The sequence below is a fragment of the Halomarina litorea genome (genome assembly GCF_024227715.1).
Lineage (GTDB): Archaea > Halobacteriota > Halobacteria > Halobacteriales > Haloarculaceae > Halomarina > Halomarina litorea.
The window spans coordinates 961,382-975,603 of record NZ_CP100448.1; the positions used below are offsets into that span (position 1 = coordinate 961,382).

The window sequence follows — 14,222 nt, forward strand, 5'->3', positions numbered from 1 at the left end:
CGACAAAAGCGTGGGTTACGGTCTGCCGAGGTCGACCGTCTCCCCGTCCTCGGGCACCACCACCTGTTCGGCGTGACTCCCCTCGGCTAGCGCCTGCGCGAGGTCCCCGCGGGTCTGCAGGCAGTGGTTGATGGCGTCCACGTGGTCCGCGAGGACGGGCGCGTCGGTGTGTTCACAGACCGAAATCACGTCCTCGGCGGTCATCGTGATGGGTCGCCCTTCGGTGAACTGCGCCGCGCCCGCGTTGACGACGACGGCGTCGGGGTCGTACGCCGAGAGCGTCTCGCCCACCGCGTCGTACCAGACGGTGTCCCCCGCGTGGTAGAGCGTGGTCGACCCGTCGTCCAGCACGAACCCCGAGACGGGGGCCATCTGCTCGGCGAGTTCGCCGTGCCCGTGGCGCGCCGGGACGCGGTCGACGTCGATGCCCTCGAACGCCAGCGAGTCCGTGACGGGGCGCACGTCCTCGAACGTCTCCTCCAGTTCGGACTCGTCTTCGGGTTGGCAGAGCACCGGAATATCGGCGGGCAACTGCTCGCGGGCCGCGTCGTCAAGGTGGTCGCGGTGGAGGTGCGTCACCAGCATCCCGTCCGCCTCAAGCGAGACGTCCGGCAGGGCCACGAGCGGGTTCCGGCGGTCGTTCGGCGAGTTCGGGATGGGCGGCATGGCTCCCCGTTCGGCGAGCATCGGGTCCACGAGGAGGCGCGTGCCGTCGAAGTCGAGAAGCAGGGTGGCGTGGCGAACGAGCGTGATCGAGACCATGTTCGTCCGTCGCACGCCGAGGACGTAGCCGTTGGGACGGCGGCAGTCTACCTAGTCCGACCGACTGCGTGCCGTCGCGGCGTCCTCGCCCGCGACGGGGGCGACGCTGTCGGGCAGTTCGGTGCGCACGTCCTCGGACTCGTCCTCTGCGATGACGGCGGCGTAGGCGTCGGGGAGCACCTTCACGAAGTTCCCGACTTCGGCCTCCCAGTCGTCGAGGAGGTCGGTCGCGCGGGCGGAGTCGGTGTGCGCCCGGTGGTTCTCGACGAGGCGGCGGAGCATCGCGCGGTCCCGGTCGTCGAGTTCGTCCGAGAGGGTGACCATGCCGGTGTTGGCGCGGTCGGCGAACTCGCCGGACGGGTCGTGGACGTAGGCGATGCCGCCGGACATCCCGGCGGCGAAGTTCCGGCCCGTCTCGCCGAGGACGGCGACCACGCCGCCGGTCATGTACTCACAGCCGTGGTCGCCGACGCCCTCGACGACGGCCTTCACGCCCGAGTTGCGGACGGCGAAGCGCTCGCCGGCCTGCCCGTTGACGTACAGTTCGCCCTGCGTCGCGCCGTACAGCGCGACGTTGCCCACGACGACGTTGTCGGCGGGGTCGTAGGGCACCTCCGGGGGCGTCTCGACCACGATCCTGCCGCCCGAGAGGCCCTTGCCGACGTAGTCGTTCGCCGTCCCCGTGAGGTGCATCGAGACGCCCGATGCGAGGAACGCCCCGAGGCTCTGGCCCGCGACGCCGTCGAGGTCGATGCTGATGGTGTCGTCGGCCAGTCCCGCGCCGCCGTAGCGCTCGGAGATGTGGTACGAGAGGAGCGTCCCGACGGCCCGGTTCGTGTTCGCGATCTCGGACGAGAGCTGGACGGGTTCCTCGCGGTCGAGTGCCGGCGCAGCCTTCGCGATGAGGTCGTGGTCCAGCGCCTCGTCCACGTCGTGGTTCTGCTCGACGGTCTTGGTGCGCTGGTCGCCCGCCGGCTGGGCGAGCACCGCCGAGAGGTCGAGTTTCCGCGCCCGTTCGTGGCTGACGTCCTCGCGCTGGCGGAGGCACTCGACGTGCCCGACCATCTCCTCGACCGTCTCGAAGCCGAGGTCGGCCATTATCTCCCTGAGTTCCTCGGCGATGAACGTCATGTAGTTGATGACGTGCTGTGGCTGGCCGGGGAAGCGTTCGCGCAGGTCCATCGCCTGCGTGGCGACGCCGACCGGGCAGGTGTTGTTGTGACACTGCCGGGCCATCACACAGCCCGAGGTGACGAGCGGCGCGGTACCGAAGACGTACTCCTCTGCCCCGAGGAGGGCGGCGACGGCCACGTCGCGGCCGGTCTTCATCCCGCCGTCGCAGGTGACCTTGATGCGCGAGCGCAGGTCCGTGTGCCGGAGCATCTGATTGGCCTCGGCGAGGCCGAGTTCCCACGGCAGGCCCGCGTGCTTGATGCTCGTCTTCGGGGACGCGCCGGTCCCGCCGGAGTGCCCCGAGATGTGGACCACGTCGGCGTTGGCCTTCGCGACGCCCGCCGCGATGGTGCCGATACCGGCCTCGCTGACGAGTTTCACGTTGATGTCGGCCTGCGGGTTGGCCGTCTTCAGGTCGTGGATGAGCTGTTTCAGGTCCTCGATGGAGTAGATGTCGTGCAGCGGGGGCGGCGAGATGAGGCCCACGCCGGGCGTGGAGTAGCGGATGTGGGCGATCATCTCGTTGACCTTCCCGCCGGGGAGGTGGCCGCCCTCACCGGGCTTGCTCCCTTGCGCCATCTTGATCTGTATCTCCTCGGCGTTGGCGAGGTACTCGGAGGTGACGCCGAAGCGCCCGGAGGCCACCTGCTTGACGTTGCACTCCTTCTCGGTGCCGAAGCGCTCGGGCGGTTCGCCGCCCTCGCCCGTGTTCGACTTCGCGCCGAGGCGGTTCATCGCGATGGAGTTGTTCTCGTGGGCCTCCGGCGAGAGGCTCCCGAGGCTCATCGCAGCCGTCGAGAAGCGCTTGACGATGGACTCGACGGGCTCCACGTCGTCGATGTCGATGGCCTCGCGGTCGCCCGACTCGAACTCGAGCAGGCTCCGGAGGGTCTGGATGGGGCCGTCGCCGTCTTCGTCGTTGCAGAGCGCGGCGAACTCCCGGTAGCGCTCGTAGTCGCCCTGTCTGACCGCCTGCTGGAGCGTCCCGACCGTCTCGGGGTTCCAGCTGTGGCGGATGCCGGTCTTGCGGTTCTCGAACTCGCCCTGCCGTTCGAGGTCGGCGTCCTCGCCGAAGGCGGCCGCGTGGCGCGCCCGGAGGTCGCTCTCGACGTCGGCGAGGTCGATGCCGCCGGTGCGGGCGGTGGTGCCCTCGAAGTACTCGGCGACGAGCCCCGAGTCGAGGCCGACGGCCTCGAATATCTGTGCGCCGCGGTAGCTCTCCACCGTAGAGATGCCCATCTTCGCCATCGTCTTCAGCAGGCCGTCGTTCAGCGCGCCGAGGTAGGCGTCGATGGCCGCCTCGGGGTCCGCGCCGTCCGCCCCGGCCACGAGGTCCTCGATGGTCTCGAAGGCGAGGTACGGGTTGACCGCGCCCGCGCCGTAACCGACGAGCGTGGCCATCTGGTGGACCGTCCGGGGGTCGCCCGACTCCACGACGAGGCCGACGCGGTTGCGCTGGCCCGTCCGCACGAGGTGGTGGTGGACCGCGCTCACCGCGAGCAGACTCGGGACGGGCAGGCGCCCCTCTCCCGCCTCGCGGTCCGAGAGCACGAGCAGGTCGTGCCCGTCCGCGTTCGCGTTCGCCTCCTCGCGGACGGCGGCGACGGCCTCCTCGAGGTCGGTGTCGCCGTCGTACGTGATGTCCACGACGTGCGAGGAGAACTCGCCGTCGAGGTCCTTTATCGCGCTCGTCTCCTCGTCGGTGAGGAACGGCGAGTCGAGGACGAGCTGTCGCGCGTGTGCCGGCGACTCCGAGAGCAGGTTGCGCTGTTCGCCGAGCCTACATTCGAGGGAGGTGACGAGGTCCTCGCGGATGTAGTCCAGCGGCGGGTTCGTCACCTGCGCGAACAGCTGTTTGAAGTACGACGCCAGCGGGCGGTCGTACTCGCCGAGGACCGCCAGCGGGGTGTCGTCGCCCATCGACCCGACGGGGTCCTTCCCGTCGGTGGCCATCGGTTCGAGCAGGTGGTCGAGTTCGTCGTAGGTGTAGCCGTAGAGCGCCTGCCGGGAGCGAAGTCCCTCTCGACTCCCCGTGTCGCGCTCGGGCACGTCGAGGGCGTCCATGCGGACCTGCTCCTCGGCGACCCACTCGCCGTACTTCTCGTCGGTGAGGCTCTCGAACACCTCGTCGTCGGGGATGACCCGGCCCTCCTCGGGGTCGGCGAGGAACAGTTGTCCGGGCTGGAGCCGGCCGCGTTCGCGTACCTCGCTGGCGTCGTAGTCGAGCGCGCCCACCTCGCTCGCCATCACGAGCGTGTTGTCCTCCAGTACGTCGTACCGGCAGGGGCGCAGGCCGTTGCGGTCGAGGACCGCGCCGACGCGGGTGCCGTCCGTCGCGGCGACGAGTGCCGGCCCGTCCCACGGTTCGACCAGCGAGGCGTGGAAGTCGTACCACTCCTTTCTGGACTCGTCGACGTGAGTGGCCTCGTCGCGCCACGCCTCGGGGATGAGCATCCGGAGGGCGTGGGGCAGGTCGCGGCCCGACTCCAGGAGGAGTTCGAGGGCGTTGTCCACGCTCGCGGTGTCGGACTGTTCGGGGTCGTCGATGATGGGGCGGATGGTGTCGAGGTCGCGCTCCGAGAACTCGGGGTGGGCGACGTCGTTCTGTCGCGCCCGCATCCAGTTGATGTTCCCCTGGATGGTGTTGAACTCGCCGTTGTGGATGATGCGGCGGTAGGGGTGCGCGAGGTGCCACGCGCCGAGCGTGTTCGTCGAGAACCGGGCGTGGACCATCACGAACGTCGAACGCACCCGGTCGTCGGTCAGGTCGGGGTAGTAGGCGGGGAGCTGTTCGCACTTCAGGAGGCCCTTGTAGACGAGCGTGGTCCGCGAGAGCGAGCAGACGTAGAAGCGACCGCTGCCGTCAGGCGCGCGCTCCTCGACGGCGCTCTCGACGGCGTTGCGAGCCACGTAGAGGCGGCGGTCGAACGCCTCTTCGGTGCAGTCGTCGTCGGGGGCGACGGCGACCTGCCAGACGTCGGGTTCGGAGTCGAGGGCGGTCTTCCCGAGGCCGTCGTTGTCCGTGGGGACGTCGCGCCAGCCGACCACGTCGAGACCGTGGTTCTCGACGACCTCCTCGAAGAGGTCCTGCAGGCGCTCGCGGGCGGTCCCGTCCTGCGGGAAGAACAGCGAGCCGACCGCGTAGGTCTCCGGCAGTTCGTCGAACTCGTCGGCGAGGAACTCGTCGGGCCGCTGGAGCATGATGCCCGCGCCGTCGCCCGTGTCCTCCTCGGCACCGGTCGTCCCCCGATGTTCGAGGTTCCCGAGCAGGTCCAGCCCGTCGGATACGACGCCGTGCGATGCGCTCCCGTCGAGGTCCATGACGACGCCCACGCCACAACTGCCGCGGGAGTCGTCGGGGGACGCGAGCCCGGCACCGCTCGCGAAGTCGGTGGTTCGTCCAGTCATACCTAGGTGCGGCGGGCCGCCCCCTATGAGGGTTATCCTCAAGGGGGTTTGGGCATATTAATGCTATATTAAGGCATAGTTTGCGGCTAAGGATTTAGTATCCTCCTAGAGGTTCATGAGGGATACCGGGCCGGGGGCGAGGGACCGGCCTCAGTAGGACTTCGCGAAGTACGCCGTCGTGACGCTCTCCTCCTCGCAGACCCCGCAGGTGTCGTGGACGGGTTCTTCGTCCTCGTCCATGGGGACCATGACGATCTCGGCGGCGATTTCGTCCTTGATGGCCGTCTCGCAGGCCTCCTCGCCGCACCAGCCGGTCTTGACGTAGCCGCCGTGCTGACCGATGGTGCCGAGAATCTGCCCGCGGCCGTGGGCCTCCCGGACGTTCTCCTCCAGTCGCTCCTCGCTCGCGGCGTACAGCTTCGCGTACACTGTGTCGAGGGCGTCCTCGACGGTGCTCGTGATGTCCTCGCGGGTCGCCACCTCGTTCTCGCCGTCGGGGCGGTGGACGAGGGTAGCCTCGCCGTCTTCGACCTCGTGGGGACCCACCTCGATGCGGAGGGGGACGCCCTTCAGCTCCCACTCGTTGTACTTGAAGCCGGGGTTTCGCTCGTCCCGGTCGTCGAGGTGGACGCGGACGCCCGCCTCGTCAAGTTCCTCGGTCAGGCCCTCGGCGTACTCCAGCACCTCGTCGCGGGTGTCCTCCTGCCAGATGGGGACGACGACGACCTGTTCGGGCGCGAGCGTGGGAGGCAGGACGAGGCCCTGGTCGTCGGAGTGGCTCATCACGAGTGCGCCGATGGCGCGCCACGAGAGGCCCCACGAGGTGGTGTGGGCTAACTGGTCCTCCTCGCCCTCGTCGGCGTAGGTCACGTCGTAGGCCTCCGCGAAGGAAGTGCCGAGGTGGTGGGAGGTGCCGCCCTGCACGCTCTTCCCGTCGGGCATCAGGGCCTCGACGGTGGTGGTGGTGTCCGCGCCGGGGAACTTGTCGTGGTCGGGCTTGCGCCCGCGCATGACCGAGAGGGCGAGGACGTCCGTGTAGAGCCGTTCGTACTGGTCGAGGCGGGTCATCGTCTCCTCCCACGCGTCCTCGTGGCTCTTGTGGGCGGTGTGGCCCTCCTGCCAGAGGAACTCCTTCGTCCGGAAGAAGGGCTTCGTGTCGGTGGCCTCCCAGCGCACGACCGAACACCACTGGTTCAGGCGCAGGGGGAGGTCACGGTGCGAGCGGACCCACTGGGACATGTAGGGGGTGATGATGGACTCGCTGGTGGGGCGGACAGCGAGTCGCTCCTCCAGTTCCTCGTGGCCGCCCTGCGTGACCCACGCCACCTCGGGGTCGAACCCCTCGACGATGTCCTTCTCGCGTTCGAGGTAGGACTCGGGAATCATGAGGGGGAAGTAGGCGTTCTGGACGCCGGTGTTCTTGAACTCGCCGTCGAGGTAGCTCTGGATGCCCTCCCAGATGGCGTACCCACGGGGGCGGGTGACGATGAACCCGCCCATGGGGGCGTAGTCGGCGAGGCCGGCTTTCTGGACGACTTCGGCGTACCAGTCGCCGGGGCTGTGCTGTTTCGACTCGGTGATTCCGAGTTCCTGGTCGGTGTCGCTCATGTCTAGTGCTGTCTGCGGGACGATTTAAACGCGGTGCGTTTCGGTCGGCGGGGGAGAAGTGGTGGTGGCGCGCGGGCCACCCGGTGTCGGCCGGCGGCGGGACCCGTCGGCTCGCCAGGCGGCGAATCGCGAGTGGGTCCGTCGGTCCATATCCGAGAGCGGGCCGGCGAGACGGATAAACCGTCCGAAGCCGTGTCACGCGTTCGCATTGTGACCGACGAGGCGACACGCCGGGGTGTGGGGTGATGGTTGGCAGGGGGACGCGACGGAGGCTCGGATACCGGCACGCCGGAGGGGAGGCGTGTGTTCGACCCTCGGGGCCTCCTCACCATGCCACAGTACCCCGACAGGTCGTGGCGACGATGGGCGGACGACCGAGGGCGGCTCTCACAGTCGGTGACCTGCGACACCGACACACGGATATGGCTCTCGGCCGATTGGGTGAGCGATGAGTGGCGCCGCGACACCGTTTGCGGGGACCCGACTGACGCTGGACCTCTGGCACCCGAACTGCTGGGCCATCGAAGCGACCGAGCGAGCGGGTGGCGGGGTGCTCGCCCACGCCATCTACACCGCGCCGACCGCGGGCGAGGCGGTCAACGGCCTGTTCACCGCCTACGGCGACTCCGAGCGGGAGGTCGAAGCCCTCCTCGGCGCCGTCCGCGAGTCGTCGTACGCCGGCGAGGTCCAGGAACTCCAGACGCGCTTCGGGGGCAACACCGAGGACGCCGCGCCGGGCAACGTCGTCCGCGAGTTCTTCCTCGAGTACGACCCCGGCGACATGATCTGCCCCACCCTGCTCGAACACGGCTTCGTCCACAGCGCCCCCGTCCGCATCGAGGCGGGCCGGGAGTACTGGCAGGTCTGCTTCGCCGGCGAGCGTTCGGACATCGAGTCTCGACTGGAGAGAGTCCGCGAGGAGGGCCCCGCCGAGGTGTGCGTCTCGCGCATCACGGCCACCGACACCGCGGCCACCGAGCGCCAGCACCGGACGGGCACCCTCACGGCCGCCCAGCGCGAGGTGTTCGAACACGCCCGCGAACAGGGCTACTACGAGTGGCCCCGACAGGCCTCGACGCGGGAACTCGCCGCCGACCTCGGCGTCTCGAAGACCACGCTCCTCGAACACCTGCGCAAGGCAGAGGCGAAACTGCTCGACCCCTGACCACGACCGGCGGTCCGCCACGTCACCTCCTCCCGACGAGCGCCCGACGAGCGACGCGACCCCCGCAGACGGTTGTTTGCGGGGCTACAGGCGGTGAATCATGACGACATCCGACCATGGACAGGTCACGGTATTTCGTGTGGCTCGCTAACGTGGCAGTAGTGCTCGACATGAGAGGGGATGACACGACGTGGGCGGACGTTCCAGACCCCTCGCAGACTGGAGGGGATGACCGTCAGCGAGGCGATGCTCGTCGGCCCCCGACCGCAGGCGGGCGAGTCGGTCCTCCCTCTCTTCTTCCGGTCCGACACGGTGGCCGAGGAGGTGCGGGCGAACCTCGCTCGCGCCGAGGCGTTGCTCGAACGCTTCGAGATCGAACACCTCATCGACCAGCCCTCGACGGACCTCTCGGGCGGGCAGTTGAAACTCGTCGAACTGGCGCGGGCCATCACGATGGACCCGGAATCCGAGCGAGGAGCGCGAGCGACCCGCGAGGCACGCGGTGACGATGGGAGGAACTGTACCCACTCCCGAGAGAACGCACCACACGCGTACTGTCCTGTCGCGAGGGACCGGTGCCGTTCCACGAGCGCTGCGGGTTCGGGGCGTTCCCCGACACGACCACGACACCCGAGGGGAGGGAGGAGGACCTCCGCTGGATGGTGTACGCCCGTCAGACCGGCAGCGGGAGCGACTGAAGCGCTACCAGCGCGGCCATCCCGACGACGATGGTCCAGAGGACGCTCTCGGTGCGCCACGCGACGCCGGCAGCGACGGCTCCGGCGAGCAGTTGTGCGGGCGCGACGCTCGCCAGCAGGTGGGCCGTCGTGCCGCCGGCATCGCTCAGGGCGAACTCGGGGAGGACCAGCGCCGCCAGCACCGCCGCCGGAACGTATCTGAGGACTCGCTGGACGCGTGGAGGGATGCCGTCGACCTGTTCGAACACCAGCAGGAACGAGACGCGGATGAGGAACGTCCCGATTCCGGCGGCGAGGATGACTGCCCAGAGAGTCGCCTCACGCATCGTCGACCCCCCAGCGGCGTTCGGCGACAGCCCCGCCCGCGATGCCGGCCGTCGCGCCCGCGAGCAGGCCGAGGTTGAACGGGAGCCACGTCAGCGCGAGGGCGACGCAGCCGCCGACGACGGCCGCCGTGCCCGTCGACCGCCCCTTCAGGGCGGGCACCAGTACCGCGAGGAACGTCAGCGGGACGGCGAAGCCGAGCGGGACGGATTCGGGGACGCTCGCGCCCGCCACCGCGCCAACGACGGTGCAGATTTGCCAGACGACCCACAGGGGGGCGGCGGTGCCGAGGTAGTACCACGGTCGGGAGACGTCCCTGCTCTCGCGGTCGACCTCCTCGAAGCGTGCCACCGAGAGGGCGTACGCCTGGTCGGTGAGGAGGTACGCGAGGGGGAAGCGCCGCGCGAGGCCGAGGCGGTCCATGTACTGGGCGAGCGAGGCGCTGTACATCATCATCCGGAGGTTGATGACGAGGACGGTGGCGACGACGACGAGGCCCGGCGCGCCCGCCTCGATGAGTTCGACGGCGGCCAACTGGGAGGCGCCGGCGAAGATGACGACGGACATCCCGAGGGCGATGCGCGGCGGGAGGCCCGCGGCCACCACCGCCGCGCCGGCCACGAGGCCGAACGGGACGATGCCGAGCATGATGGGAGCGACGGCCCGCACGCCGGCGAGGAAGGAGGCGCGGCGCGGGACACGATTGGCTGCCATACGACTCCGTTCACGGCGGGACACAAACCGGCCCCGGTTCCGGCCAGCGTGCTCAGTCTATCGCGAACGGACTCGGCGACTCGCGCCACTCCCACCCGGGGAGGCGGGTCTGGAAGCCCGCCGCGAGCGCCGCATCGAGGTCGTCGAGGCCCGCCTCGCCCTCCGGGCTGTCGGTGTGGACGTCAGCGAAGTGGAACGTGGCCTCGGCGAGGAGGGCGAGCGGCTGGCCGCCCGCGATGGTCGCCGCGAGCTGCCGTCCCAGCAACTCGTCGACGACGAACCCCGGGTAGTCGCCCTCCACGTCGAGTTCGCGGAGGATGGCGACGAACGCCGCGACGTTCACCGCCCGGTCGCCGTCGGCGAACACGGCGTCCACCTCCGCGCGGTACTCCTCGTCGCTGACGGGCGCGACGGTGGTGTCGAACTGTTCGCCGAGAGCCGCCCTGACCTCCGTGATGTGGGGGGCGATGGGGCGCTCGCGGACGAACTCGTAGTGCTCGCGGACGGTCCCGGGCGTGAGACGCATGGGGGAAGCTGTCGGGCGAACGACGTGGTCTTTGCGAAGGCTTTTATAACCGTGGGGGTATAGCCACGGATAACGCGGGTTTTCCGGACCGTCTCAACGGTCACGACTCCCTAGCATGACCTACTCTTTCGTCACTGGGTTGGTTCCCGAGGTCCGGCACCGGGCCGGACGGGCGAGTGCCATCGGCGTGTCCCGGAACCCCGCCTTTTCGAGCCAGATATGAGCACGGTAGAGAAGCAACTCGACGAACTCAAAGCACAGATCACCGAGGAAGTCCCCGACGACATTTCCATCTCCGACGTCACCTACGAGGGCCCGGAACTGGTCATCTACACGCGCGACCCGAAGAAGTTCGCGCAGAACGGCGACCTCATCCGCACCCTCGCGGGCAAACTCAGGAAGCGCATCACGGTCCGGCCCGACCCGGACGTGCTCTCGCGACCGACCGACGCGGAGGCGGAGATTCGCGGGGTTATCCCCGAGGAGGCGGGCGTCACGGACCTCGACTTCCACGCCGACACCGGCGAGGTCGTCATCGAGGCCCAGAAACCCGGGATGGTCATCGGCCGTCACGGCTCGACCCTCCGTGAGATAACCCAGCGCGTCGGCTGGACGCCCGAAGTCGTCCGGACGCCGCCCATCGAGTCCTCCACGGTGTCGAACGTCCGGAACTTCCTCAAGCAGGAACGCGAGGAGCGCCGGGACATCCTCGAACGCGTCGGCAGACAGATCCACCGCAAGGAGATGTCCGACGACGAGTGGGTGCGTATCACCACCCTCGGCTGCTGTCGCGAGGTCGGTCGCGCCTCGTTCATCCTCTCGACGCCCGAGACGCGCATCCTCATCGACTGCGGGGACAAACCGGGTGCGGAGGGCGAGGTACCCTACTTGCAGGTGCCCGAGGCCCTCGGAGCGGGCGCGAACACCATCGACGCCGTCGTCCTGACCCACGCCCACCTCGACCACTCGGCGCTCATCCCCCTCCTGTTCAAGTACGGCTACGACGGTCCCATCTACTGTACGGAACCAACGCGGGACCTGATGGGCCTGCTGACGCTGGACTACCTCGACGTCGCGGCCAAGGAGGGGCGGACGCCGCCCTACGAGTCCGAGATGGTGCGCGAGGCCATCAAGCACACCATCCCCCTCGAATACGGCGACGTCACCGACATCGCGCCGGACGTCAAACTCACCTTCCACAACGCGGGGCACATCCTCGGGTCGGCGGTGAGTCACTTCCACATCGGCGATGGCCTCTACAACGTGGCGTTCTCCGGCGACATCCACTACGACGACACCCGCCTGTTCAACGGCGCGGTCAACGAGTTCCCCCGCGTCGAGACGCTGGTCCTCGAATCGACCTACGGCGGACGGAACGACTACCAGACCGACCAGGAGGACTCCGAGCGGAGACTCGTCGAGGTCATCAACGAGACCTACGAGAAGGGCGGGAAGGTCGTCATCCCCGCCTTCGCGGTCGGTCGGTCACAGGAGATCATGCTCGTCCTCGAGGAGGCGATGCGCTCGGGCAAGATTCCCGAGATGCCCGTCCACCTCGACGGGATGATCTGGGAGGCGACGGCCATCCACACAACCTACCCCGAGTACCTGCGCGACGACCTGCGCGACCGCATCTTCCACGAGGACGAGAACCCGTTCCTCGCGCCGCAGTTCAACCACATCGACCGCGGCGAGGAGGAACGACAGGAGGTCGCCGACGGCGACCAGTGTATCATCCTCTCGACGTCCGGGATGGTCACGGGCGGCCCCATCATGTCGTGGCTCGAACACATCGGGCCCGACCCCAAGTCGCGCATGGTGTTCGTCGGCTACCAGGCGCAGGGGACCCTCGGCCGCCGCATCCAGAACGGCTGGGACGAGATTCCGATGAACGGCCGCGGCGGGCGGTCGAACACGCTCACGCTGAAACTCGACGTGGAGACGGTCGACGGCTTCTCCGGCCACGCCGACCGGCAGGGCCTGGAGAACTTCGTGCGCACGATGAACCCGCGCCCGGAGAAGGTGCTCTGCGTCCACGGCGACGAGTCGAGCGTGCAGGACCTCTCTAGCGCGCTCTACCACGAGTTCAACATGCGGACGTTCGCGCCGAAGAACCTCGAGACGTTCCGGTTCCGATAGGTCCGCACGTCCGTCGAATCGGGTTCGGCTCGTCCGCCGTGGCGGGGCTTCATTACCCGGCCGCGCCTTCTGGTAGGTATGAGTGAATCCGACGCAGCGGTCCAGCAGTTCATCCGGAAGGCAGACGAGGTGTTCCACGAGTACGAACGCGGCTACATGGACGCCGACGCGGCGATGAACGCGATGGAACTCTACGTCGACGAACTGAAAGCGGAGACGCAGTAGCCGGTCGTTCTGCGAAACGTGAGCAAACCACATAGCCAGCGCTGCCGTACGCCGGGCCATGGACGTCTTCCTCGTCGACGGCGCTCGCACGCCCCACGGCGCACTGCTCGGGTCGCTCGCGGGCCACACGGCGGTCGAACTCGGGACGGTGGCCCTCGACGGCCTCCTTGACCGCGTCCCGGTCCCCCCCGACGCCGTCGACTGGGTCTGCCTCGGCAACGCCATCCAGGCGGGACTGGGGCAGGTCCCCGGCCGACAGGCCGTCGTCGCCTCCCGCCTCCCCGAGACGACACCCGCGACCACCGTCAACGAGGCGTCCGGGTCGGGCCTGCGGGCCATCGCCCTCGGCACCGACCGCATTCTGGCGGGACGGAGCGAGGTGGCCATCGCCGGCGGGATGGAGTCGATGACGAACGCGCCCTTCCTCGTCCCCGACCACCGGCGGGGGCGACGGCACGGCGACAGTAGACTGGTCGACTCGATGGTCCGCGACGCCCTCTGGGACGAGAGCTACGACGCCCACATGGGCGAACTGACCGAGGCGCTGGTCGAGCGGGAGGGCATCTCGCGGGAGCGACAGGACGAGTACGCCGTCGAGAGCAACCGGAAGGCGCTGGCGGCCATCGAGTCGGGGCGGTTCGCCGACGAGACGGTCACGGTGGAGACGCGCGACGGGCCAGTCGACACCGACGAGGGCCCCCGGGACACCTCGATGGAGCGACTGGGCGACCTGCCGGCCGCCTTCGGCGGGACCATCACGGCGGGCAACGCCTCGAAACTGAGCGACGGGGCGGGGGTCGTCCTGCTGGCCTCCGGCGACGCGGTCGAGGACCACGGGGTCGACCCCCTCGCGCGCGTCGTGGACTACGTGGTGACCTACCGCGACCCGAAGTGGTTCAACGACGCCGTCCCGGACGCCGTGGAGGCGTTGCTCTCGAAGACGGGCCTCGACGTGGCAGACGTGGGCCTGTACGAGTTGAACGAGGCGTTCGCCGCCCAGATGGTCCACACGAGCGACCGTCTGGGTATCCCCGCCGACCGCCTGAACACGCGCGGCGGGGCCGTCGCCTTCGGTCACCCCATCGGCGCCAGCGGCGGGATGCTCGCCGCCTCGCTCGCGTACGCCATGCGAGACGACGACGTGCGCTACGGGATGGTCGGGATGAGCATCGGCGGGGGCGGCGGCATCATGCTCCTCCTCGAACGCGCGTGAGGATTCAGTCGTCTCGGTCGTCCGGGTCGTCGAGGTTCAGGCGCGCCCCGGGGTCGGTGCCGTCCCACGGTTCCATGAGGTAGGTGTCGAAGAGGTGGCCGACGGCGAAGATGGTGAGGGGCAGGCCGACCATCGCGAGGACGGCGACGAGGAACGACTCGACGCCGCCCGGCATCGAGAGTGCGATCGGTGACGTCACGTGGTGACAGTACGCACCCGACGGACATGAGTGTTCGTCGCACATGAAGGGTTATACCCCATCGCTCC

Annotated in this window: 12 protein-coding genes and 1 pseudogene; 6 read left to right on the forward strand and 7 right to left on the reverse strand. The window is 68.9% G+C overall.

Translation table 11 applies throughout. The features are described 5' to 3' along the window. Nucleotides 1-15: 15 nt before the first annotated feature. From NKG96_RS05250 to proS, 3 genes are all read right to left on the reverse strand, one after another. Nucleotides 16-762: an MBL fold metallo-hydrolase gene (locus NKG96_RS05250; protein WP_254537419.1), complete on the reverse strand. Its 747-nt coding sequence runs from the start codon at nucleotides 760-762 to the stop codon at nucleotides 16-18. Nucleotides 763-813: 51 nt separating this feature from the next. After that, on the reverse strand, nucleotides 814-5,343 hold the full coding sequence (gltB, locus tag NKG96_RS05255; protein ID WP_254537420.1) for a glutamate synthase large subunit: 4,530 nt from the start codon (nucleotides 5,341-5,343) through the stop codon (nucleotides 814-816). 150 nt (nucleotides 5,344-5,493) lie between these two features. Next, on the reverse strand, nucleotides 5,494-6,951 hold the full coding sequence (proS, locus tag NKG96_RS05260; RefSeq protein ID WP_254537421.1) for a proline--tRNA ligase: 1,458 nt from the start codon (nucleotides 6,949-6,951) through the stop codon (nucleotides 5,494-5,496). A gap of 448 nt (nucleotides 6,952-7,399) precedes the next feature. Here proS and NKG96_RS05265 point away from each other — a divergent pair, with 448 nt between their 5' ends. The 3 genes and pseudogenes from NKG96_RS05265 (at nucleotide 7,400) to NKG96_RS20875 (ending at nucleotide 8,814) form a co-directional block, all read left to right on the forward strand. Beyond that, on the forward strand, nucleotides 7,400-8,116 hold the full coding sequence (locus NKG96_RS05265) for a helix-turn-helix domain-containing protein (RefSeq protein WP_254537422.1): 717 nt from the start codon (nucleotides 7,400-7,402) through the stop codon (nucleotides 8,114-8,116). Between the two features lie 195 nt (nucleotides 8,117-8,311). After that, nucleotides 8,312-8,581 (forward strand): annotated as a pseudogene (locus NKG96_RS21005) (ATP-binding cassette domain-containing protein); the annotation flags it as partial. A 110-nt stretch (nucleotides 8,582-8,691) separates the two neighbouring features. Continuing rightward, nucleotides 8,692-8,814, forward strand: a complete 123-nt coding sequence (locus NKG96_RS20875) for a hypothetical protein (RefSeq protein WP_256558111.1) — start codon at nucleotides 8,692-8,694, stop codon at nucleotides 8,812-8,814. On the opposite strand, the gene NKG96_RS05270 is transcribed toward NKG96_RS20875, so the two are convergent. From NKG96_RS05270 to NKG96_RS05280, 3 genes are read right to left on the reverse strand one after another with little or no spacing between them, the layout of a single operon-like run. Further along, nucleotides 8,790-9,140, reverse strand: a complete 351-nt coding sequence (locus NKG96_RS05270; protein ID WP_254537423.1) for an AzlD domain-containing protein — start codon at nucleotides 9,138-9,140, stop codon at nucleotides 8,790-8,792. The genes NKG96_RS20875 and NKG96_RS05270 overlap by 25 nt on opposite strands. Continuing rightward, nucleotides 9,133-9,852, reverse strand: a complete 720-nt coding sequence (locus NKG96_RS05275) for an AzlC family ABC transporter permease (RefSeq protein ID WP_254537424.1) — start codon at nucleotides 9,850-9,852, stop codon at nucleotides 9,133-9,135. Before NKG96_RS05275 ends, NKG96_RS05270 begins: the two co-directional genes overlap by 8 nt. Before the next feature lie 52 nt (nucleotides 9,853-9,904). Further along, entirely contained in the window at nucleotides 9,905-10,378 is a 474-nt protein-coding gene (locus tag NKG96_RS05280) for a DUF7984 family protein (RefSeq protein WP_254537425.1), read from the reverse strand. A 219-nt stretch (nucleotides 10,379-10,597) separates the two neighbouring features. On the opposite strand from NKG96_RS05280, the gene NKG96_RS05285 reads away from it, so the two are divergent. The 3 genes from NKG96_RS05285 to NKG96_RS05295 all read left to right on the forward strand — a co-directional run bounded on the left by NKG96_RS05285 (nucleotide 10,598) and on the right by NKG96_RS05295 (nucleotide 13,955). Then, nucleotides 10,598-12,517 (forward strand): beta-CASP ribonuclease aCPSF1, encoded by a 1,920-nt coding sequence (locus tag NKG96_RS05285; protein ID WP_254537426.1) that lies wholly within the window; start codon nucleotides 10,598-10,600, stop codon nucleotides 12,515-12,517. A gap of 78 nt (nucleotides 12,518-12,595) precedes the next feature. Then, nucleotides 12,596-12,742 (forward strand): hypothetical protein, encoded by a 147-nt coding sequence (locus tag NKG96_RS05290; RefSeq protein ID WP_254537427.1) that lies wholly within the window; start codon nucleotides 12,596-12,598, stop codon nucleotides 12,740-12,742. A 58-nt stretch (nucleotides 12,743-12,800) separates the two neighbouring features. Further along, nucleotides 12,801-13,955 (forward strand): thiolase family protein, encoded by a 1,155-nt coding sequence (locus NKG96_RS05295; protein WP_254537428.1) that lies wholly within the window; start codon nucleotides 12,801-12,803, stop codon nucleotides 13,953-13,955. Nucleotides 13,956-13,959: 4 nt separating this feature from the next. Here NKG96_RS05295 and NKG96_RS05300 read toward each other — a convergent pair whose 3' ends face one another. Next, nucleotides 13,960-14,154: a hypothetical protein gene (locus NKG96_RS05300; RefSeq protein WP_254537429.1), complete on the reverse strand. Its 195-nt coding sequence runs from the start codon at nucleotides 14,152-14,154 to the stop codon at nucleotides 13,960-13,962. Between the last annotated feature and the right edge of the window lie 68 nt (nucleotides 14,155-14,222).

Coding starts and splice junctions, on each gene's coding strand:
- NKG96_RS05250 (WP_254537419.1), bottom strand. CDS start 762: ATGGTCTCGATCACGCTCGTTCGCCACGCCACCCTGCTTCTCGACTTC.
- gltB (WP_254537420.1), bottom strand. CDS start 5,343: ATGACTGGACGAACCACCGACTTCGCGAGCGGTGCCGGGCTCGCGTCC.
- proS (WP_254537421.1), bottom strand. CDS start 6,951: ATGAGCGACACCGACCAGGAACTCGGAATCACCGAGTCGAAACAGCAC.
- NKG96_RS05265 (WP_254537422.1), top strand. CDS start 7,400: ATGAGTGGCGCCGCGACACCGTTTGCGGGGACCCGACTGACGCTGGAC.
- NKG96_RS05270 (WP_254537423.1), bottom strand. CDS start 9,140: ATGCGTGAGGCGACTCTCTGGGCAGTCATCCTCGCCGCCGGAATCGGG.
- NKG96_RS05275 (WP_254537424.1), bottom strand. CDS start 9,852: ATGGCAGCCAATCGTGTCCCGCGCCGCGCCTCCTTCCTCGCCGGCGTG.
- NKG96_RS05280 (WP_254537425.1), bottom strand. CDS start 10,378: ATGCGTCTCACGCCCGGGACCGTCCGCGAGCACTACGAGTTCGTCCGC.
- NKG96_RS05285 (WP_254537426.1), top strand. CDS start 10,598: ATGAGCACGGTAGAGAAGCAACTCGACGAACTCAAAGCACAGATCACC.
- NKG96_RS05290 (WP_254537427.1), top strand. CDS start 12,596: ATGAGTGAATCCGACGCAGCGGTCCAGCAGTTCATCCGGAAGGCAGAC.
- NKG96_RS05295 (WP_254537428.1), top strand. CDS start 12,801: ATGGACGTCTTCCTCGTCGACGGCGCTCGCACGCCCCACGGCGCACTG.